The following is a 21111-nucleotide window of genomic DNA, read 5'->3' on the forward strand; positions in this document are numbered from 1 at the left end:
TAAGAAAGAAGGACTAAAGTCCTTACTACAAAATGGTTCGGAGTGAGAACTTTAGTCCTCAGAATTAAGGCGGTAGCAAAGGTGACGATGCCTTTGCAACCGAATTTCATATCAATTACGAAGCTTTTAGATTAATTTTGTGCAAACTTATAAAAAGACAATCGATATCTTTACTACGAGGTACTAACTTATCTTTTCCAGTTAAGAGATGTTGTGTGATTAGTGGTGGAATGGGAAAGCAAGCTTTAATTTTAGTATCTTTAGCTTGAGGGCAATAAATTTCAAAATCATCTCGATTACTTACTTGTTCTTTCAATCGATCGATTATGGTGGTGTTTTGGTTATAGTTACATAAATCAATAATTATTATTACACCACCTACAGGTATTTCATTAAGCAAAAAATTGAGATTTGTTTGAACTGTAGATATATTATAAATTTCATTCAAACAATTTTGAAAAATGAACATTTGGCTTTTTTGAATTGTTGTTTTGATTGAGTGAAGAGAATTAGATTCGCATAAATCTAGGTAATTACTATTTAGCTTTAAATCTCCGGACCAGTATTCCGGTATCACAAATTTTTCGGTAATATTTCTGCTTAAAGTCCATTCCTCAGAAGCAATATCATATACATTAACAGTTAATTTTTTAATGTTTTGATACTTATCTGATAAGTATTTACTTAAACCTACGATTTCTGGACAGGGCCCTGCACCAAATAAGCATACTTCTAGCGTTTCATTTGTTAGATTCTTTAATAAATTTTGAGCGTGTATCATTTCTAATATTTGAAAATTCATGTACGCATAATGGGGATAATAACGCATTAAATAAACTGCTTGAATTGACGGCTCCGAATAATTTACTTTAACCTGATTCGATCTATAAGAATACCACAATTCTTCTGCGGGTTTTTGTAATGATTGTAAATAGTTTTCAAAGCTTCCCTGGTTGTTTTTGTGATAAAAGTATGTCGAATTTTCTAATCCATCTAAAATGCAATTGTACAATATTGTCTTTCTTGTCTTTTTGATTGGTTTTGCTACTTCAGTTTTAACAGGAATTTGAGGTTTAATTTTTATGTCTTGAATTTTAGGATTAGCAATTACATTGTGCAGACTTTCTCGCTGTATATTGAGAGATTTAACCTCTTCTTTAAGCCGCTCTACTTCGCTCACAATTGAGTTGTATTCTGCTTCAATCGTGGTTTTTGATTTAGTTTTGCTATCAATTGCCTGTACAAGTTTTATTCTTTTATTTTTCAGGCTTAAAATCTGATTTTCAATGCTTTTTAAATTTTCGGCATGGCTGCGGATATTTTCAAGTTCTCGGTCAGATTTTTTGCTTAAAACGAAGGCACTACTAAGGGTGCTAATTGTCGCTATACCACCGATGGCAGCACTTTTAGGAATATTTTTTTCTACTGCTATACCCAAACAAAAAGCAATACTAAAGCTTAAGGTTCCTAATAAAAGTAGATTTTTCATAACTCACTTAACCCTGATTTGATAGCAGCGATGAAATTTTATTTTATTTATTTTAAACTGGTTTGATAACTCTAAAAGTTAGATTGATTCTTGGTTCCACAAATTTAGAAGTTTTAGGGATTTGATGTTGCCAGCAATGCTGGGTTTTACCTTTCATCAACAGCAAACTACCATTGAGCAAATTAATATCAATTTTGTTGTCTTTTGAGATTTTATGCTTTAAGGAAAATCGGCGAGTTGCCCCAAAGCTAATTGAGGCTATAATCGGATTTTCTCCTAATTCTGGCTCGTCATCGCTATGCCATGAAACGCTATCTTTACCGTGACGGTATAGATTGAGAAGAACGCTATTAAAAGTAACTTCTGATATCTCTTCAGCCTTTAATTTAATTAATTTGAGTGTGGGAGTCCAAGGATCTGGATGCTGTTCGATGCCGGAATATGTATAGGATTTGCCTTCATCTCCATACCAACCTGTAAGTCGGGGTAAAGGTATCTTTTTTCCATAAAAATGAATAATATCCTGTTTCCAGTTAATACTAGAATATAAATCGGAAAAAAGACGATCGCTTTCTTCGATACTAAAAAAATTGGGATAAAATATCACTTCTCCATCAGTATCAATAACTACTGTTTCTTGAAGATCGCTGCTATCTAGCTGATTATCCCCAAGTCTTATCTGATGATACATAATAATTGCCTCAAATCGAATCAATGAGTGTGGAATGATGATTTGGCATGATTCCTGTGATTTTAACATCGATCTCAACTGCCCGCAAACCCAAGAAACCGGGTTTTTGGCTGATTCTGTCAGCTATGAGGAAGTATTGTCGCAAAAAAACCGGTTTCTGACGGCCGGCAAACCCAAGAAACCGGGTTTTTGGCTGATTCTGTCAGCTATGAGGAAGTATTGTCGCAAAAAACCCGGTTTCTGACTACCCGCAAGCCCAAGTCAGACTAATAGAAAAAAGAAGGGCTTCAGTCCTCTAATTACTGTCGCACAACATACTCAGAAGACTTAGCAGGTACTTGCCCTTTTTTGGCCATAGCTTGGTAAATCATGGCTGCTACTTCAGCGCGAGTTGCTGTTCTATTAGGCTGCAGAAGTGCGCGCTTCGGGTGGTTGACCACAATGCCAGCTTCTGTGGCTGCTGCTACTTTGTTAACTGCCCATTTCGGCACTTTTTTCCTGTCTGTATAAACCTGTAAAGTTTTGCTGGCTTTTGTTGAGGGTTTCAGGCTCAAACCGCTCGCTAAAGCTGTGATGACTTCCACGCGGGGAATATTTTTGTCGGGACGGAACTCATTGTTTGGGTATCCTTTAAGATATCCAGTTTTGACGCTGCGGTCGATCGCAGGAGCGACAGGACTCTTGTCTTTTACGTCTTTAAAATCAATGGGTTTTCGGATCGGCTCTTTGTCGTCGGACATTCGCTGAACCAAGCGCGCTAGTTCTGCTCGCGTCATCGGTTCGTCGGGACGAAATTTGTTGTCCGTGAAATCAGTAAAGATTTTCCGATCGACTAAAGCGACAATGAACGGACGCGCCCAATATTTGTCAGGAACATCGGAGAATCTAACGGGCCCAACTTTGGGTTTATCAGCTTTCGGTTTGGTAATTGCTGGATTGGGAGTCGATCGCGCAATTGGCTTGGGAGGAACAACGATTACACCCACCGGAGGAGTTGCCGGTAAAATCCGCCCTAAAGGTGCAACAGGTGCGACATCCGGTTTTGACGGAACGGGGGTTGCAGCGGGCGATCGCAAATCCGAATTTGGCGATTCTGGCGTTAATATTCCCGGAGTCGCGGGCGTAACAGCAGGCTGAGAAAAAACGGCTGGAAATTGCCAATTTCTGGCATTCAATCGATCGGGATTTTTACCTGTTACCCAAAATAAAATTGCTCCCATCGTGCCGAAGGCAACCAAGATAGCAATCAATTCATCCAATCCTAGAGGATTTCTTTCCCCTGACGGGGGTTGTGAAGAAGACATATTGTCACCTACATACTAATGTAGAAATTAAATCACATATTTTTTGGGTCTGGTAGTGACTGAAATAAATAAATCAACTATTCCAAAGTTCTCACTGTTAATACTTGCGGGGGCGTAGAATCGGGAGGATAAATAAAATCAATTTTTACCGATTGCGTTTCTGTCGCAGCTAACCTCAACTTTACCATCGGTTCCACAACTTGACCGAAACGGTGCCACAAATGCACGTAGCGAGTTACATCGTAACCTCCATCATCTCGGTAGCGCAGCCGCACAGTACCTCGAAAATAGGGAAAATCTAGGGAAGGTTGGCGAAATCGCAATCCATTTTTTGAGAGTCGATCTTCTTTTAAAGGCGTTTCCAAACTCACCGCTACCGTTTGCGGTTTTTGGGCAGTGTTATGCAGTGGCAAAATCAGATTGTAGTGTACGCCGTAATTGCCGTGGGCTTCGTAAGCGGTGTCGGGATAGCGCGCCAGCATTTTTCCTGCTTGCACTTGTTGGGTTCCCAAAGTGCCCCCGCGCAAGGTAGAGATCGCATAGGATATCGCTTTTCCAGTCTGGGGAATTGCCAGATTTTTAGCATCGCGATCGACTAATTCCGCTTCCCATCCCGAACCTTGCTGCACCCCTGCCACGCGGCCGTAAATCAGGCTTCCCGAAGTCGCGTCGGGGGGAGTCGGGGTTTTGTCGCGGGGGCCTGCCAAACCGCCATTATTCAGCAATTGCTGCCATTCTTCCAGAGTTGGCGCGCGCTCGCCCCCATCAGCATTTTGAGGTGCATACATTGCCAAAGTTGCGGCGTAAACCTTGCCGCTACTTTTGAGCCGCACAAAGGTAGAACGACCATTTATCGGCGTTTCCAGACCCCGCACGGGAATAGGGCGATTCATCAACAATGCGGTTTCTCCCGGTGCAATCAGCAGTTTTGCGGGAAAATCCGGCTGCCGCATTCCCCGCAAAACGTTATCGACAGCGCGAATCCCAGGGCCAGAATATATTTCGCCGTTGGGAGTCTCACTTAGTGCTGGTTTTTGTTTGAACGGTGCGTCTGGTTCCATCAGGTAACTGGCAGCCTGCAACACTTCCACCGTCACGGGTTCGGAGCCGGGATTGTAGAGCAAAGCTGCGATATACAAAGTGCGTAAATTTGCCGGAGTGTGAGAAAAATGGTGAGCAAACAGGTTGAATTGCCCTTGAAAGGCAAAGTTCAGGTGAGCTGCGGGGACTTTTTTGCCGTCTGGGGGAAACGTTGAAAGCAAAATGCCTTCTTTTTTGACCCATTCGGGACTGTTGCTGTTGAAGAGGGGGATGTTGTCGAGTTTTCCGGGGAGCGATCGCACTTCCGTAGCTTGTACAATTTCTGCGGGTGCTGGTTTTGCGGGAACAGATTGTACGGGTTTTTTGACGTACAACAATCCGCCGACTGCACAAAGGACGATCGTAGAAATGCCAGCAATTCGAGAAAAGAGATTTGGTTTCTGAATCATGAAAGTTAACTGTCAGCCCAATCTCTGTACATCTTCCACCGACAGCGACAGCGCCTGAGCCACTTGCTCTACGGTTAAACCCATTGCCAGCAGTTGGGGAATCGCATCCCGTTGGGTTTGTTCTGCGCGATCGGCCCTTTGGCGTTCCTGTTCGGTATGGAGGCGTTCGAGTCTAGCTTGTTCGCTACCAGTTAACAACAAATTACCCTGATTATCCCACCAACGCAACCATCGCTGATGCTGATTTTGATAGCTACCTTCCCACACACCTAACTCTACTCCCATCAGGTCGATCGGATGATGTCCGCGATCGTTCGGTTGCAAACGGCGATAACGAGTATTCACCCAGTTATAGACTTCCAATTCACTCGTTTTAATGATGTAAATCGCATAGTAAGGAATGCGAATAATCTGCTCGTATACCCAAAACTTTCCTGGTTTCTGGTTGACACCTTCTGGTAAGCGAGATAAGGCAGTATTGTTTCGTTCTTCAGAGCCATTACCACTAGCAAATTCGATCGCAATCAATGGCACAATATACTCGCGCCAAATCACGTAAGAGCGGCGAATTTCCCCATCTATTAGGGGCGGAACGTTGGGAACGTAGAACCAGTCAGGTGCTTCGGCTCCCTTTTCTGGAGGGTCGGTTTCGCGCCAGTAAATGCCGCTATCTTGCCCGATCGCATATTGTCCGTCGGGGTGAAGGGTTTGCAGTGTAGTTTCCAGGGAGTCGGTGAGTAGAATACTCTGGGGATGTTCTTGGAAGTTTTTCACAAACGTGCCGTCGGAGTCAGGTAGTTGGGTGTGATCGGGAAAGGCGGGAGGTAAGGTTGTGGGGTTGAGGCTTTGGGTCATGTCAGCTATCCGATCGTGAAAGGACAGATGCTTTATTTAAGTATAGCCATTTTATATGGAAAGGCTTTAAACTGTTTAATACGCTCTCTGTCTATCGTTTAACTAGAGGTGTGACCATGCCGTTAATTGCCAAAATCGCAAGCACTAACGAACGAGTAGACATTACAAAATTGAAAAATCCTCGTGCTGAACTGCAAGCAGGTGACTTAGTATGTCAGCTTTGTGGTAGTCCGATGATTATTAAGCAAGGGATGATCAAAAAACCTCATTTTGCCCACAAAGCAGAATGCACAAGCGATTACCAAAGCCATCCAGAAAGTCCTGAACATCTTGCAGGGAAAGAGTTGATAGCAAAAACTCTCAAGACAGAACTGCCAGAGTACAGCCTTGCCGAAATAGAATATGAGTTTCCTATTCCTGAAGTAAGGCGGATTGCTGATGTTGTAGCAAAGTTTCCTAACGGGTGGATAGTCGCTCACGAGTGCCAACTAGCTTCAATAACAGTTGAAGAACTTGAAAAACGAACAGAGGATTACTTATATGCAGGAGTTGACGTTATTTGGTGGCTTGGCAAAGCTGCAAATACCAAATCCAATCTCGATTGGTCTCACTCAAAGTTTGGATTTGCCCTCGTACTCAATTACGACCAATTGTCCGCCCACGCTCAAGGAAGTCAAGATGGAGTTAAAGTGGGTTTACTCTAGGTTAAGTGAAGGTTATTGGTATGACAATCAAAAAAATGAACGCTCTGGCAAAATGCTTGATCTCTTCGATCTCTTTATGACTAACTTAGAATTAGAAAAACGGCTAAATGAAAGAAAACCTACTGCAAAAGTTATTGAGACGCTATATATTTTTCGCTGCCTTTACATTCAAAATAATGAATGGCAGAGATTTGACCTAACTATTGAGCAGTCTGGACTGGCGATTTTAGATAAGATTATCAACTCTTGTTTCGATCGTTTTGGAAGCTCTGTCAAGAAGTTTGAACTGGGTATTCAATATTATTATGAATTTGATTGTGGTTTGGCTTCTGGTAAATCTCCTTGGCTGCACTACACTACGGATTTGATGCTTAAGCGATGTTTAGAGATTTGGCCAAAAATTAAACCCGATCAAATTAAGCGAGGGTTAGCGCTGCAAAAGCGCGGTGAACCGTCCGTAAATGGTCATATTGGATCGCTCAATGCGAAGAAAGCTATAAAAAAAGAAAAAGAAGAAAAAAAAGAGGGGTATGGGGCTGATGAATATTGGGTGGTGGAAAATCCAGAAGCACTGAAACCCTGGCGTGGTGAACTTCTACCTAAAAGTGGTATCGAGGCTGCAAAAAGAAGGGCGCATGAGTGGCAGTTGAAACGTACAGGCACATCTCATAAATAATAGCGATATCTCTTACTTTGCATCCTTTGCGGTTGAAATTTTTCAAAGAGATCGTCCGATTTTATCATCAGGAATTGAGGGCAAATGATTTACAGCCCTGGCCTAAATTGCTGACGATAAATCCAGAGTGGAATCCTCGAATTAGCAATGATCGAAGGCCAGGATACATTTGGCCTGAGTTTGAAACATGATATTCTTAACGCCTTCTGCCGCCAAAAGAACGACTGCGACTCGGTTGACGAGAATTCCTGCCACTACCAAAACTCGGACTCCGCCTTTGCTGGGGGGAATTTGAGTTGGGCGATCGCCTCAAAGTGCTGCCACCGTAACCCGAACCGGTCGATCGATTGCCATTTGGCCGTGCTGAGGGTCTTACTGGCTGGTTGTATGTGGGCGATCGCAAGCGGCCAGTCGTCCTTAAAACTTGACGGTTTCTCACAGCCGGAGGCGGAGTTTGGTAGCGAGTTTGATATTGGTTAACAGCTTGGCCGTAAGTATTGCCATAGCCGCCATATCCTGTCATAATTCCCGGCTGATAGACTGGCGGCATATAATATTGCGGTCTAAATAACAAACTGCCGATCGCCTGACCGGCCACAGCTCCAGCAAACGGTGCCCAGAAGCCAGATTGCTGCCGCACTACTACGGTTTGTGGCTGACCTGTTTGAGGATTAGGAACAGTTTCGGTAACGTTGTGAACGTACTCAATTTTAAAATCTTCTGTCAAATGCAAAACCGCTTGATTGTTATCCACATTTAGATAACTTTTCTTGCCTGCCGATATTTCTTCATTTGTTAAGCGAGCCATTTGCAAATCCCTAGTGCGGTAAACTGGGGGACTGCCGGGGGGAGTATTCAGCAACATCAAACTGTATTCGCCATCAGCATCGTCGTAGGTAGCTTGCTGTACGGGATATTGGCCTTGAGCCAAGTTATTGTTTGGTGCAGGACGCACAGTGTTAATATTCGGATTTCCAGCAGGATTTGTAGAAGTTTGTGTGCGAGGAGAACCGCAGCCGGTTGCCGTCCACAAAAAAGTTAAAGCCATTAAATAAATTGTCAGTTTTCGCAGCATCATAAATAGTAATTGGGAATTGGGCATTGGGCATCGGGCATCGCGCATTGGTAGCAAATAACCCTTCGACTCCGCTCTGGGCACCGCAAATAACTAATAACTAATAACTAATTACTCCTTCCTTAAAGGGGAATAAGTTCGGGGAAATTGACCAACACTTGCTCGTTGGTAAGTTCGTCTCCCAACTGTGCGGGAGAAAAGTGAACTTGCACAGCTCGGAGCCTTTCTTGGTAATGTAAATTAATCAGGGCTTTTAAACCGACTTTCAGCGCACTGATGTCAGCAAGGTCAGTTTCTAGAGCAGGAACTTCGCCTTCATACGCAACTGTCAGCATCACCACCACATTTCTAGTTACCGGCAAAGACAAAGGAGAATTTTTATCGTAAACAGATGTACTGTATTGAGGCTCGCTGAGATAGCGATCGGCTGAATCAATGAAAAGTTCATCCACATAATCGCCCGCTTCGCCTTCATTCCAAAAAACATCGCCTTCATTGGCGGCTGATTGCCAGTAGTTATCGTACTGCAACAGGTGATTGCAAATTTCTACAAGACCTTCTCCTAAAACTGCTATGTCGCCATCAGCATCAATTGCTTGTCTGGCGGTGCGGTTGAGAACTCCTAACAGCGGTGCAACTTCTTCGCCTGTTAGGTGAACGAACACCCGGCAAACTGCCAATCTAGTTTGACCTGTAAATTGATTGAATCGATCGCGCCAAGCATTCATAATAACCGAGAATAGTAATCTGTAGGGCTATATTTCCCACCATAGCAGGGGATTTGAACTCTTGCCGTCTACCCTCAGATTGATCTGAAGAGTATTTTTAGCGATCGCCTCGGCTGCCTACTGTCTCGCTTTGACTCCTCTAATTTTATCGCAGTTTTCCATCGGATCAAATACAGTAGGAAAACGATACTGCCTTGTCGTGACTGGGAGCAGCGACTTTTAATAATTGGTATGAGATTGATGATTGTAGCAAGAGTTTTTTTAATTGATATTAATTCAGCGCTCGTTTGCTTTGCCGAAATATGAGATTGTGTGCGATCGATTCATCTGTCTATTGTTTGCAGTGCTTCGCGATCGCCATGACAAGAAATTGTAGGGTAGATAATTTAGACTCAAAAAACCTCCAATCTTGCAAGATTGGAGGTGCGCTAAGCGAATATGTTGGTTTGAGATAACTATTTGACGATCGCGCTTTGGACTTGTTCGATCGCAATTTCAGAACTCAACTCAGCAACTGGCGAAACCGGCAAATCCAGCTCGCCGCCTGGAGCTTCTGGGTGTTCGCGAACGACTGCAACCGCATTTGCTGACTCAGCTACAGCACCCGCCGGCGCCAAATCGAGCAATGCCGGAACTTCCAAGTGTCCAGAAACACCTGCATCTGCCATCGGAGCCGACTCTTCAAAAACTTCAAAATTATCGGTCATCGCAGCGCAAGCAGCAGAGGCGCGCTTGCCGGCACGGTAGCTCATGTAGGCCGCTCCGCCACCCAAAACTCCAGCCAAACCGAGGAAACCGAGAGCTGCTGTTTTGTATGATTTCCACGGATTAATGCGCTCCGAGCCGCCGGAACCTAGGAGGGTTGTCGCAGAACCAGATTTAGCAGCGCCAGATTTGCTGTAGGAACAGGGGAAAGCAGATGCGGCGTCACCTATGGCGATGCTGCTTGCGATCGCGACGACGGAAGCAATGCCAGCTAACACTTGAAACTTCTTCATGTTGCTCGGGAGATTGTAAAGGATAATTAAAAAATTAATGGTAACAGCTCTTTACAAAAGTATCAACTCTGCCCGCCGCCCATATCGAGGATCGATCGCAAAAGTCAGCTATAGCCTCACGCAATTCAAATTTAAAATTGCCCGCTAAAAAATCTGCCATGTTTGATATGTAAGCGTTTGGACTAAGACAGGGGTATAATTTCCAGTCAGGTGAGCCAAGAGTTCGATCGCGCCCAAATAAGAAAATCTGAGGTGAGACAGTAGAAAATTTAATTACAGAGCGGCAAACACTTGGTGACAAACTACTTTTAAGGCTACTTTTGTAAAGGCTTAGTTATTGGAATAACTCTTATTTTTATGACAGACAACGCGACTCAAGGCATTGAGCGAGCCCCTCGCCGATTGTTGGTGACGGGGGGGGCTGGATTTATCGGCTCGAATTTTGTCCATCACTGGTGCAAAAGCTATCCGGGCGATCGAGTAGTCGTACTCGACGCTTTAACCTACGCCGGAAACCGACAAACCCTGGCAACTTTGGAAGGAGGCGAAAATTTTCGGTTTGTGCAGGGTGATATTTGCGATCGTACCTTAGTCGATACCTTGCTCAAAGAAGAAAACATCACCACAGTCGCGCACTTTGCCGCAGAATCCCACGTTGACAGGTCAATTATCGGGCCTGCCGCCTTTGTTCAAACAAACGTTGTCGGAACCTTCACACTGTTAGAAGCCTTCCGCAAGCATTTTGAAGCAATTGATGAGGCATCTCTCAAAGCACAAATGCGCTTCCTCCACGTTTCTACCGACGAAGTTTACGGCAGTCTCGGTCCCGATGACCCAGCCTTCACAGAAACAACCGCCTACTCGCCGAACAGTCCCTACTCAGCCTCCAAAGCTGGCAGCGACCACCTCGCCCGCGCCTATTTCCACACCTACGGCGTCCCGACAATTATCACCAACTGTTCCAACAATTACGGCCCCTATCACTTCCCAGAAAAGCTCATTCCATTAATGTGCATCAATATGCTATTGGGCAAACCGCTGCCAGTTTACGGCGACGGTCAAAACGTGCGAGATTGGCTCTACGTTCTCGACCACTGCCGCGCTTTAGATGCCGTTATTCACCGTGGTCAGCCTGGGGAAACCTACAATGTTGGCGGCAATAACGAGGTAAAAAATATCGATTTAGTAAAAATGCTGTGTCAGCTAATGGACGAATTAGCTTCTGATTTACCCGCTCGTCCTTGCGAACAATTGATCGCATTTGTCAAAGACAGAGCCGGGCACGATCGGCGTTATGCTATTGATGCCACCAAAATTAAAACAGAGTTAGGTTGGACTCCCTCAGTAACAGTTGAAGAAGGTTTGCGACAGACTGTAGAATGGTACTTAGCCCATCGAGAGTGGTGGGAACCCCTGCTTTCGGAGGAATATCAAACTTACTACCGGAAAGTCTACTCTAACTAATCTCCTCCTGGACGCACCGGCTACAAAAAACCAGAACCAGTAAAAAACTGGTTTTCCAGCTCAAGAGTGCGTCCAGAAAGGTTTCTGTCTTGCCTTCAAACTTTACATTTAAACTCCCGGCGCAAAAACCCGGTTAGAGAAAGGAAAATCTTTCGTTAAGTGCGATCGACCCGAGTTAAAAAACCTGTTTTCTTTGGTCTTTGCTCCTAACTTCAGAATTAATTGGGTGCAGGTAACTATCACACACATTCGCCATTGTCAATCATTGTGAAGATTTAGTGAAAAATCATCCGAAACGTATAAATTCAAGTGTTTGTAGCTGATAATTTTAATAGAGTTACAAGAGTAAGCATTTTAGAAGCTTTTAGGAAAAACACAAAGCAGCAATGACCGAAATCAACTGGCTCAAGCACATCCAAGAACCTAAATACTGGCTGTTAGGCATCGCCTCCGGTTTGATTGCCCTACACCTAACTCTAACTTCCAGAACAAACGACACAGACCTATTCGGTACAATGTTACTGTTTTGGGGAGTCGTAGCATTTCTCATTTGGGAAAGGCACGAATCCTTAACTTTTGAAAGCGGAATTTTCGCCAGCTTATTTGGGACATCGTTAATTGCTTTAATATTGCTCAAAAGTTCGTCGATATCTGGATACGACTTCTTTATCAGAGCAACGCCTTTTTTGTCGGCAATTAGTCTCGCATTGCTGGCTTCCGGCACAAAAGGACTGAAACAATATTGGCAGGAACTTCTAATTCTTGGCTATACAGCTATTCCTCCAGGATTGATCGGAGTATTGGTTGATGTCCCCCAATTAACCGCTAAATTTTCAGCTTTCATCCTGCACTATGTAGGATTTGACGTGGTGCGAAAAGGGGTTTTTCTAATTCTGGAAAAGGGAAGCGTGGAAGTGAATCACGGCTGTTCCGGGGTGAATGCGATGCTACAATTGTTAGGACTAGCTCTGGTTTTCTTACTGATGTTTCCTACCACTACGGGTCAGAAAATTGTATTGCCATTCGTGGCAATAATTACTGCATTTGTAGTTAATGCCGCGCGAGTGGGTCTCCTAGCCGTGCTGGTATCGCTATCTCAACCCGCAGCATTTAAATACTGGCACGAAGGAAATGGTTCGGTAATATTTTCGATGATTGCTGTATTTATTTTCGGGTTATTCTGCTGGTTTGCAATTTTGAAAGACCAACCCCAAAATAAGGAAGGACAGAATTGCTAATGGCTATTACCTCTTGGAAACCACTTAGGCTTTCCCTGTTGGCTGTTACTTTGGGAGGGGTTTTGTTGGTTGCCGGAAAATTGGTTTTCTATCCCTCGGATGGCAAGCCTGTGGCCACCCCGTTTGAGTTTCCCGAGTCGGTGCCTTTAGCCGATTGGAAACTAAACAAGAGCGCGCCGATCGAACTTAGCGACAATTCAGAATTCAAAGCTGCCAGGAAATATGAATATCAAAAAAATAGCATGGCTCTAGAAATAGAGATGCGCTATGCGGTAGACACCATTGGGGCAGTGGAAGGTATGATGAGGGGACATACAGTTCTCAAGTCGTCTCCTGGTAAACTAGCATTGGCAAACATTCAAGGCGCGGGGTTTCACGGAATTTTGCAACAGCAAGATCGACTGTATTTGAGTTCGTGTATCAATCCTCGTGGCAGTGCTACAGTAACTTCCCAACAGTTTAGATATAATCGAAATACTCGCGATTGGCAGCCAAACCGTATTCTGTTTTGGTTGTTGGGTAGGGGAAATATTCAAGACCGGCGCTGTTTGTGGACTCAGATGTCTGTGCCTTTGGATAAAACAACTCCAGAAGATGCCAAAAAAATTCTAGAGAATGCTTGGGTTTCTTGGTATGAGTGGTGGCAGCCGCGATTCCCCGAGCCTTGACTCGATTCAGTCGATTTTAGCTTTTAGCTTTTAGATTTACTCCACAGGTGAATCGGGAAGCTGGGACAAAAGTCTAAAATGTTTGACTCTCCACGACTGTTGTCGGGGGCTTGTATCCGTTCTTGGGCGGCGTCAAGAGAGATTTTTCTTAACAACAACTCTGATTATTTTATGAATGACTTACAAGGCGAACAAGGTTTTTCTATCTACAGACTGCGTTGGATTGGCTACGGTCTATTAATTTTGTCTGTATTAGATACGATCGCAACTCTTATACCAGCAAATTTTGGCAATCGCCTCTGGGAATTGCAAACGATTGGGGCTGTAGTGGAACGGGTTCCCGTTCCTTTACTGGCAATGGCGCTGATATTTTTTGGCGAAGGGTACGACCGCAGAGGTTTGGAAGAAGTTTTTTTGAAGGTTTTGTCTTGGGTTTGTCTGCTGCTAGGTCTGGTTTTTCTGTTGATGCTGCCTTTGGGAATTTTTGGCACTATCTACGTCAACAACCAAAACAACCAGCAAATTACTACTCAAGCAAACCAACAATTAGCTCAGTTGCAGCAGGTGGAAGAACGGCTGAATAAGGGTAGTCCTGAAGATTTAAGGAATTTGGCGGGGGAACTTACTCGTTTGGGGGTACCAGCGGATACGCAAAACCCACAGCAATTGAAAGAGCAAATTCTTTCGAGAATTACTCCGGCTAAGGAACAGTTACAGACGCAAAGTGCTGCGGTTCAGCAAAGTCAGCGCTTGGGGTTATTTAAAAATGCTGTTAAGTGGCTGCTGGGCGCGCTGATTTCTAGTGTTTTGTTTTTTACACTGTGGCGCGGTACTGACTGGGCTCGCTAGTAGTCCAGCCATTTCAATATTCGTAGGGGCGGGTTCACCAACCATATATAACAATGACGAACAATCTAAATAAACCCGTCCCCGCCCCACGGTAAATATGAATGTACATTTAGATTGTTGGTGGGGTTGGGGCGGGTTTATGGAATTTTGGGTTTTCCATCTATATGGTTGGTGAACCCGCCCCTACTTAGGAATTTAGGTGCTGACTGAGGGTATTTTCTAGTTTGTCGGCAATGCCTTCAACCCAGTTTTCATCTTGTTTTGTGTAGCTGCGGGGCGCGTTAGCACCTAAGATTAAAACGCCTTGGGTGCCGATGGGTTGACAGATAACTCCTTGAGTATTTTCTGGCAAATAGTCAAATTCAATTTTGCCGGGGTAAATATTAAGATTTACTAAATAAATTGGTTTATTTTTGTCGAGCACTCGCTGCAAAATTGGCCCGGGTTTGACTTCGGGATTGATGCCTAAAATGCCGCGCCGCAATAGGACTTTTCCCTGATACACAATTACGATCGACCTTGTGGCGGTATTTGTCAACAGCAAACGCGACGCCCAGGCTAATTCTATTTTCACGGCATCCGGCAAATCCGGCGCAAATTCAAAACCTTCTTCGCCGATAAGTTTTACCGAATCGGGCGATCGCGCTTGCACCTGCTGCCACAGCAAACCTGTTAAAATCAGCAGAGCGCTGATAATTACTCCCAAAGCGTCCGATCGAGCTTGAGAATCTGTAATTTGCTCTGTCAGCAAGCGGTTTACCATTAGCAGCGTACCTGCTAACCCTCCTGCAACTAAGGGCAATTGCCGCAAAACTTTATTGGGATCAGATTTAGTCATTAGTCATTAGTCATTAGTCATTAGTCAGCAGTCATTAGTCATTAGTCAACAGTCATTAGTCATTAGTCAACAGTCATTAGTCATTAGTCATTGGTAATTGGTAGTTGGTAATTTAACTAATGCCAACTGCCAACTGCCAACTGCCAACTGACTTTATCCTACTTCTCCAATTTCGACAATTCGCTGGAAGAGATAGCCGGTGCCGCGGGCGGTGAGAATTAATTCGGGATTGCTGGGGTCGTCTTCCAACTTTGCCCTAAGCCGCGAGATGTGAACGTCCACTACGCGGGTGTCTACGTGGCGTTCTGGCGTGTATCCCCAGACTTCCTGCAAAATTTCCGATCGCGAAAAAGGCTCTCCAGAACGGCTGACAAGCAGTTCTAACAGGCTGAATTCCATGCCCGTGAGGCGAATTCGTTCGTCGCCTTTGTAAACTTGGCGCTTGTTGGTGTCAATCCTGATATTGGTGACGTGGATGACTCCAGAGCTGGGAATGCCCGATGCTCCATTTTTGTCAACCCTCCGCAGTACCGAACGGATGCGGGCTTCAAGTTCTTTGGGAGAGAAAGGTTTGACGACGTAATCGTCGGCGCCCAATTCTAAACCGGTGATGCGATCGGCTACGTCTCCCAAAGCAGTTAGCATGATGATGGGTACGTCTGACTCTTTACGCAACTCCTGACAGACGCCGTAACCGTCTAGCTTCGGCATCATCACGTCCAAAACCACTAAGTCGGGTTCGGTGTTGCGAAATGTTTCAAGAGCTTCTTCGCCGTCAGCAGCGGTGACGACATCGTAGCCAATCATGGAAAGGCGAGTCTCCAGAATGCGCCGGATACTGGCTTCGTCATCGACTACCAGAATTTTTTCTTTATGGTTTTCCAAGTTACCGAGCACTCCTTAAGTTACATTTCAGATAATGTTATTTTTTTGTACCCTATCATAGAAGACACAAATTGAATCATGGGCGGCGATCGGTCTGAAAGCTTGATAATTGCTTTAACTCAGACTTTTCTAAATGTTAGGGTGACTATTTATCATAGTAAACAATGCCTAAGCCTCGAATACAATATATTTGTCGGGAATGCGGGTATGATTCACCACAATATTTTGGCAGATGTCCTAGCTGTCAGAAGTGGGATTCTTTTGACGAGCAGTTAGAACAACCTACTGCTGGTGTGCCGCGGGCGGGTTTAACTGGGGTGACAACTAAGACAGTGGGCGGTTCGCCCCCTGATAAGTCGAAGGGTCAACCAAGGGTATCTTTCAGATTATCGCAGATTGCTGACCAAACTCAGTCTCGCTGGCCTTCTGGTTACGGGGAACTCGATCGAGTTTTGGGAGGCGGGATTGTTCCGGGCTCGCTGGTGTTGATTGGCGGGGAACCGGGAATCGGTAAATCGACGCTGCTGTTGCAGGTGGCGAATATGTTGGCCCGCAAGGATCGGATACTGTATGTTAGTGCGGAGGAGTCCGGCCAGCAGGTGAAGTTGCGATCGCAGCGTTTGGGCGTGGCTAATCCGGTTGAATTGTCAAGCAACGGCGGGCATAAATCTGGCAGTAACGGGGAAGCTAAAAGGGATTCCGAGGACAATTCAGCGGAGAATTTCTATTTGCTTCCAGAGACGGATTTAGAAGTTGTTTTGCGGGAGTTGGAAGCCCTGAAACCGAATGTGGCGGTGATTGACAGCATCCAAACTATTTATTTTGCTAGTTTAACATCGGCTCCGGGTTCGGTGGCTCAGGTGCGGGAATGTACGTCTGCTTTGATGCAGGTGGCGAAAAGGGAAAATATTACTTTATTTATTGTCGGTCACGTTACGAAAGATGGAGCTTTGGCGGGGCCGAGGGTTTTGGAACATTTGGTAGATACTGTACTTTATTTTGAGGGCGATCGCTTTGCTTCTCATCGACTTTTGCGATCAATGAAAAACCGTTTTGGGGCGACTCACGAAATCGGTGTTTTTGAAATGGTAGCCCACGGTTTGCGAGAAGTAGATAATCCGTCGGAGTTGTTTTTAGGGAATAGAGATGAATTTTCTCCCGGTACTTCGACGACTGTTACTTGCGAAGGAACTCGACCGATTTTAGTGGAAATTCAGGCGTTAGTCAGCCCTGCGAGTTTTGGTTCGCCGCGCCGTACTACTACGGGTGTGGACAATGCTAGATTGCAGCAAATTTTAGCTGTTTTGGAGAAAAGGGTGGGGATTCCTTTATCTAAATTAGATGTGATTTTGGCGACGGTGGGCGGGTTGAAGGTGGACGAACCGGCGGCGGATTTGGCAGTTGCGATCGCCGTTGTGGCCAGTTTTCGCGATCGGGTGGTTGATGCACGCACTGTTTTGCTTGGGGAAGTGGGTTTGGGGGGACAGGTGCGGCCGGTTTCCCAATTAGAGTTGCGGCTGAGGGAAGCAGCTAAGTTGGGTTTCAAAAGGGCGATTATTCCTAAGAATCAACCGGTGCCAGAGTTGGGGATGGAGATTATTCCGGTGGCGAAAGTAATCGATGCAATTATTGCAGCGATTCCTGCTACTCCGGCTCAGTTGCAGTCTGGTGATATGGAATTACAGTCGGTTGATTTGGAGGAAGAGGATTTGTTTAATTGAGATTATGTTAAGGTAGCAATAACTGGGAAAACACCAATCTAAAACTCACATTATGAAAGCCTACGAATTTCCAGCAAAAGTTACATCGGAAGGGAAAATAAACTTGACCGATGACATTTTAAAATACTTGGCAGTCAACCAAGATGTAAGAGTGATAATTCTGGTGAATGAACAAACAAACTCAGAAGCCGATGAAGTAGAGGAGAAAACAGATTGGCATCGTCTTGCCGCCGAACAATTCTTTGCCGATTACAGCGAAGAAGATGCAATTTACGATGAGATTTGAGCTATGACTAATTATCAGTTTGGAGAATTAGTTCTAGTCGGATTCATCTTTGCGGGTGCAGCCGAAACTAAACGCCGTCCTGGTTTGGTACTGTTGGACACAGGAGATGAAGACATGATTGTTGCCAAGATAACCAGTCAAATTACTCGTACAAACTTTGATGTCGAAATTCAGGAATGGCAACAAGCAGGATTAAAGCGGCCTTCAGTGGTTCGCTTGCATAAACTGAACACGTTACAAAAAAGTTTAGTTGAAAGGAGACTGGGAATATTAACCCCTGATGATTTGGCGCAAGTGCGAGATAGAGTCAAACAAATCTGGTCTTTCATTTGATGAAAATACAGGATCGCAAGCTTCATTAGTCACGGCAAATCTCAAATCTCAAATTTCCAACTGTATGCGGAGGCACGAGTTATGTATCAAGTAGACATTCTTGAGGCAAAAGAAAAGCTTCTGGAATTAATCGAAGCGGCGATGAGAAGCGAAGAAGTAGCGATTACTCAAGATAACCCGCCTGTTGTAAAATTGGTAGGAATACCGCCAGCTAATAAGAAGCGCTGGCCATCCAAAGCTGGGAGTGCTAAAGGAATGGTTTGGATGTCCGATGATTTTGACGAACCGCTAGAAGAGTTTAAGGAGTACATGGAATGAGGTTGTTGTTGGACACTCATGCCTAACCACGATCGAAGGAAAAAATATCGTTCTTTAGTAGCAAACACTATGAGACGATTGCAAATAACCACACTTATTAAAGGGATAGTTATGGCAATCGTAACACTCTATCACGGTACAGATATTGAGAGTGCATTGGATATTCTTAATAACGGGTTAAACGGATCTCGCTTGCTAGCTTTGCAAACTCAGCCCATACAATTAGGTATCGGTTGGTATGCTGCATTCGATCCAGAAGTGGCCTGGTTCTTTGCTACCCTAGCACCCGGTTTAGAGGCATTAGGCTGCACAGTTATTGAAATGTCTTTGCCTGTGGTAGAATTAAACTATCTGTTGGGTAGAGGAGAAGCTAAAATTGAGCCAATTGCCAATGTGATGTTCTCTGCACAGCAAATATGGTTTTCAATTAATGCGTTTGAATTTTTAAATGAAAAAGCTGAGTTTCAACCTTACGAAGAAGTAGGATAAATGAAAAAACATTACACTTTGAAGGATTTAACAATTCGTTCAAAAAATCGCCAAAGTACAAATAATAATATCACTGCACATACTCATACTGTGTTGTTCGCTCGTGCGCTTACAGTTGAAGAACAGCAAGAATTTACACAAATATTACAGATTGTTTGCGAAACCTTTGATTCATCACAAGGTTTAGATAATAACTTTTTAGCTAAGCCTAATGTGACATTTATTGCTCCTAACCAGGCATATTACACAGTGAATCAGGGCATTTGGGCAGGTTCGCGGAAGGATGAGCTATTTGCTAAGTTAGCTGCATTCAGTCAAGATGTTGCGACCATTGCTGAACATGATGGCAATCCTGTCTTTAGCAAACTAGGAAAGTTAAAGCAACTGCAAGAGTGGGCGCAGTCGCAGATTGACAATACGGTGCAACCAGAAGTTAGACCAGATATTGCAATTACAGTGTTGCAGTTAATTGATGAAATTGCCAGGTTGCAAAACAAAATCAAGGAATTAGAAAATAAATCACAAACTGTGTAATGTTGTCAAAAAAATCATAATTTATCAATTTTTTAATTCGCTTGTTAGCCGAAACATGAACAAATCAAAAAGACGTAAAAATCAGTGGTCTAATGAACTAAACGACATCATTCGAGGTGCATCGGGTGGCTTTTTGTTCGGGATTCCCCTGCTTTATACGATGGAGGTTTGGTGGATTGGTTCGTATACTAAACCAGCGCAAATGTCGATCGCGATCGCAACTACTTTTCTCGTCGTTTTCTTGCTGACTCGCACTGAAGGTTTTCGCAAAACTAAGGACATCCGCTGGCTAGATGCTGCAATCGATACCGTAGAAGCGATCGCCATTGGCATTGTCTGCGCCGCTTTTGTCCTATTTTTGCTCAGGGAAATTACGCCGGAGACTCCGCTGCAAGAAACTTTGGGGAAAATCATCTTTGAAGGCCTGCCCTTTGCCTTGGGAGTAGCCCTGGCGAACGGTTTTTTGAGCGGTGATCGCTATCAAAGTTCCGACAGCGACAGCGAACCTAATATTAACCCAACTTTAGCAGATATCGGCGCTACTTTAATCGGCGCGATGATCATTGCTTTCAACATCGCCCCAACAGACGAAATTCCCATGCTAGCGGCAGGTATTTCGCCGCCTTGGCAATTAGCAATTATCGCCGCCTCGCTGCTAATTTCCTACGGTATTGTATTTGTAGCCGGCTTTACTTATCAAGCAAAACGGCAGCAGCAGCAAGGGATTTTTCAGCGTCCCCTCAGCGAAACTGTCATGGCCTATTTAGTGTCGCTGGCGGCTTCTGCATTTATGATGTTTTTCTTCCACAAACTCAGTTTTGACGATCCGTGGTCGATTTGGTTGAACTATACGTTAGTATTAGGACTGCCGGCGGCTGTTGGTGGCGCGGCGGGGAGGTTGGCGGTATGAGTGAAACTAATAACGAACAGCAACAAAAAAGAACGCCTGCTGAATGGGTGACATTTGCGATCGCCTGCTCGATCCTCTTTTCCCTCACCGGGCTTGTACTCTACAACTGGGTGACTAAAAAGCAGGAACCTCCGGTTATTTCTCTCACTCGCAACACGCCTATTCGCGAAACTCAAGGGCAATTTTACGTGCCGTTTGCAGTAACTAACACGGGCGGCGAAACGGCAGAGTCTGTGCAAATTATTGCCGAATTGCGCGTCAACGGTGAAGTTGTAGAATCCGGCGATCAACAAATTGATTTTTTGTCAAGTGGCGAAACTCAAGAAGGGGCTTTTATTTTCAGCCGCAACCCCAGTCAAGGTGAGTTGATTGTGCGATCGAGCAGTTATCAACTACCTTAACAAAGTTTTCAAGTCTCGTGTCCGTTAAGTGTGACCCTAATAAAATCCTGTCGCTGGGTGGGGGCGGGTTTAAAAATACCTTACTTATTAAGGATCGCGAATTAAATAACTTACAATTTTAATTGTTATTGTGGGATGGGCGTCCCGCCCGTCCTTTTTGGACGGGC

Annotated in this window: 24 protein-coding genes; 14 read left to right on the top strand and 10 right to left on the bottom strand. The window is 44.5% G+C overall.

The window, feature by feature from the left end; translation table 11 throughout:
• Window positions 1–115: 115 nt before the first annotated feature.
• The 5 genes from QUB10_RS22775 to QUB10_RS22795 form a co-directional block, all read right to left on the bottom strand.
• The gene (locus QUB10_RS22775; protein WP_333154019.1) at window positions 116–1489 is read right to left on the bottom strand and encodes a hypothetical protein; all 1374 of its coding nucleotides are present in this window, start codon (window positions 1487–1489) and stop codon (window positions 116–118) included.
• Window positions 1490–1541: 52 nt separating this feature from the next.
• The gene (locus tag QUB10_RS22780; RefSeq protein ID WP_333205546.1) at window positions 1542–2249 is read right to left on the bottom strand and encodes an alpha-ketoglutarate-dependent dioxygenase AlkB; all 708 of its coding nucleotides are present in this window, start codon (window positions 2247–2249) and stop codon (window positions 1542–1544) included.
• Between the two features lie 230 nt (window positions 2250–2479).
• Window positions 2480–3484 (bottom strand): S-layer homology domain-containing protein, encoded by a 1005-nt coding sequence (locus QUB10_RS22785; RefSeq protein WP_333205547.1) that lies wholly within the window; start codon window positions 3482–3484, stop codon window positions 2480–2482.
• Between the two features lie 77 nt (window positions 3485–3561).
• Window positions 3562–4974, bottom strand: a complete 1413-nt coding sequence (locus tag QUB10_RS22790) for a DUF3370 domain-containing protein (RefSeq protein WP_333205548.1) — start codon at window positions 4972–4974, stop codon at window positions 3562–3564.
• Window positions 4975–4986: 12 nt separating this feature from the next.
• Window positions 4987–5829, bottom strand: a complete 843-nt coding sequence (locus tag QUB10_RS22795) for a Uma2 family endonuclease (protein ID WP_333205549.1) — start codon at window positions 5827–5829, stop codon at window positions 4987–4989.
• A 116-nt stretch (window positions 5830–5945) separates the two neighbouring features.
• Here QUB10_RS22795 and QUB10_RS22800 point away from each other — a divergent pair, with 116 nt between their 5' ends.
• Together QUB10_RS22800 and QUB10_RS22805 are read left to right on the top strand one after the other, a co-directional pair.
• Window positions 5946–6533: a competence protein CoiA family protein gene (locus QUB10_RS22800; protein WP_333058152.1), complete on the top strand. Its 588-nt coding sequence runs from the start codon at window positions 5946–5948 to the stop codon at window positions 6531–6533.
• Window positions 6508–7209: a hypothetical protein gene (locus QUB10_RS22805; protein ID WP_333058151.1), complete on the top strand. Its 702-nt coding sequence runs from the start codon at window positions 6508–6510 to the stop codon at window positions 7207–7209. Before QUB10_RS22800 ends, QUB10_RS22805 begins: the two co-directional genes overlap by 26 nt.
• Window positions 7210–7405: 196 nt before the next feature.
• On the opposite strand, the gene QUB10_RS22810 is transcribed toward QUB10_RS22805, so the two are convergent.
• The 3 genes from QUB10_RS22810 to QUB10_RS22820 form a co-directional block, all read right to left on the bottom strand.
• Window positions 7406–8287, bottom strand: a complete 882-nt coding sequence (locus QUB10_RS22810) for a hypothetical protein (protein ID WP_333205550.1) — start codon at window positions 8285–8287, stop codon at window positions 7406–7408.
• Between the two features lie 119 nt (window positions 8288–8406).
• Window positions 8407–9012, bottom strand: a complete 606-nt coding sequence (locus QUB10_RS22815; RefSeq protein WP_333205551.1) for a DUF1517 domain-containing protein — start codon at window positions 9010–9012, stop codon at window positions 8407–8409.
• Between the two features lie 455 nt (window positions 9013–9467).
• Window positions 9468–10010 carry a hypothetical protein gene (locus QUB10_RS22820; protein ID WP_333205552.1) on the bottom strand — a complete coding sequence of 181 codons (543 nt, stop codon included), beginning with the start codon at window positions 10008–10010 and terminating at the stop codon, window positions 9468–9470.
• Window positions 10011–10367: 357 nt separating this feature from the next.
• Here QUB10_RS22820 and rfbB point away from each other — a divergent pair, with 357 nt between their 5' ends.
• The 4 genes from rfbB (at window position 10368) to hpsJ-A (ending at window position 14229) form a co-directional block, all read left to right on the top strand.
• The gene (rfbB, locus tag QUB10_RS22825; protein WP_333205553.1) at window positions 10368–11474 is read left to right on the top strand and encodes a dTDP-glucose 4,6-dehydratase; all 1107 of its coding nucleotides are present in this window, start codon (window positions 10368–10370) and stop codon (window positions 11472–11474) included.
• Window positions 11475–11860: 386 nt separating this feature from the next.
• Complete coding sequence (crtA, locus tag QUB10_RS22830) at window positions 11861–12712, top strand: cyanoexosortase A (RefSeq protein WP_333205554.1); 852 nt, start codon at window positions 11861–11863, stop codon at window positions 12710–12712.
• Window positions 12712–13380 carry a cyanoexosortase A system-associated protein gene (locus QUB10_RS22835; RefSeq protein WP_333205555.1) on the top strand — a complete coding sequence of 223 codons (669 nt, stop codon included), beginning with the start codon at window positions 12712–12714 and terminating at the stop codon, window positions 13378–13380. The genes crtA and QUB10_RS22835 overlap by 1 nt, the downstream gene beginning before the upstream one ends.
• A gap of 171 nt (window positions 13381–13551) precedes the next feature.
• Entirely contained in the window at window positions 13552–14229 is a 678-nt protein-coding gene (gene hpsJ-A, locus QUB10_RS22840) for an HpsJ-like protein, cyanoexosortase A-associated (RefSeq protein ID WP_333205556.1), read from the top strand.
• Window positions 14230–14416: 187 nt separating this feature from the next.
• Here the strand turns inward: hpsJ-A and QUB10_RS22845 are convergent, their stop codons facing one another.
• Window positions 14417–15067, bottom strand: coding sequence for a cofactor assembly of complex C subunit B (locus QUB10_RS22845; RefSeq protein ID WP_333205557.1), 651 nt, complete (start codon window positions 15065–15067; stop codon window positions 14417–14419).
• Window positions 15068–15220: 153 nt separating this feature from the next.
• Window positions 15221–15952, bottom strand: a complete 732-nt coding sequence (gene rpaB, locus QUB10_RS22850; RefSeq protein WP_071587789.1) for a response regulator transcription factor RpaB — start codon at window positions 15950–15952, stop codon at window positions 15221–15223.
• A gap of 164 nt (window positions 15953–16116) precedes the next feature.
• On the opposite strand from rpaB, the gene radA reads away from it, so the two are divergent.
• The 8 genes from radA (at window position 16117) to QUB10_RS22890 (ending at window position 20944) form a co-directional block, all read left to right on the top strand.
• Window positions 16117–17673, top strand: a complete 1557-nt coding sequence (radA, locus tag QUB10_RS22855) for a DNA repair protein RadA (RefSeq protein ID WP_333205558.1) — start codon at window positions 16117–16119, stop codon at window positions 17671–17673.
• A gap of 52 nt (window positions 17674–17725) precedes the next feature.
• Window positions 17726–17959 carry a hypothetical protein gene (locus tag QUB10_RS22860; protein ID WP_333205559.1) on the top strand — a complete coding sequence of 78 codons (234 nt, stop codon included), beginning with the start codon at window positions 17726–17728 and terminating at the stop codon, window positions 17957–17959.
• Window positions 17960–17962: 3 nt separating this feature from the next.
• Window positions 17963–18292, top strand: a complete 330-nt coding sequence (locus tag QUB10_RS22865) for a type II toxin-antitoxin system PemK/MazF family toxin (RefSeq protein ID WP_333205560.1) — start codon at window positions 17963–17965, stop codon at window positions 18290–18292.
• Window positions 18293–18373: 81 nt separating this feature from the next.
• Window positions 18374–18610 (top strand): type II toxin-antitoxin system prevent-host-death family antitoxin, encoded by a 237-nt coding sequence (locus QUB10_RS22870; protein ID WP_333205561.1) that lies wholly within the window; start codon window positions 18374–18376, stop codon window positions 18608–18610.
• Window positions 18611–18721: 111 nt separating this feature from the next.
• Window positions 18722–19099: a hypothetical protein gene (locus tag QUB10_RS22875; RefSeq protein WP_333205562.1), complete on the top strand. Its 378-nt coding sequence runs from the start codon at window positions 18722–18724 to the stop codon at window positions 19097–19099.
• On the top strand, window positions 19100–19633 hold the full coding sequence (locus tag QUB10_RS22880; protein WP_333205563.1) for a hypothetical protein: 534 nt from the start codon (window positions 19100–19102) through the stop codon (window positions 19631–19633). It abuts the gene before it with no gap.
• Window positions 19634–19688: 55 nt separating this feature from the next.
• Window positions 19689–20543 (top strand): TIGR02587 family membrane protein, encoded by an 855-nt coding sequence (locus QUB10_RS22885; protein ID WP_333205564.1) that lies wholly within the window; start codon window positions 19689–19691, stop codon window positions 20541–20543.
• Window positions 20540–20944: a TIGR02588 family protein gene (locus QUB10_RS22890; protein WP_333205565.1), complete on the top strand. Its 405-nt coding sequence runs from the start codon at window positions 20540–20542 to the stop codon at window positions 20942–20944. Before QUB10_RS22885 ends, QUB10_RS22890 begins: the two co-directional genes overlap by 4 nt.
• The last annotated feature ends 167 nt before the right edge of the window (window positions 20945–21111 follow it).

Origin of the sequence: Microcoleus sp. B5-D4, from assembly GCF_036705145.1 — a bacterium.
In the GTDB taxonomy this organism is placed as follows: domain Bacteria; phylum Cyanobacteriota; class Cyanobacteriia; order Cyanobacteriales; family Microcoleaceae; genus Microcoleus.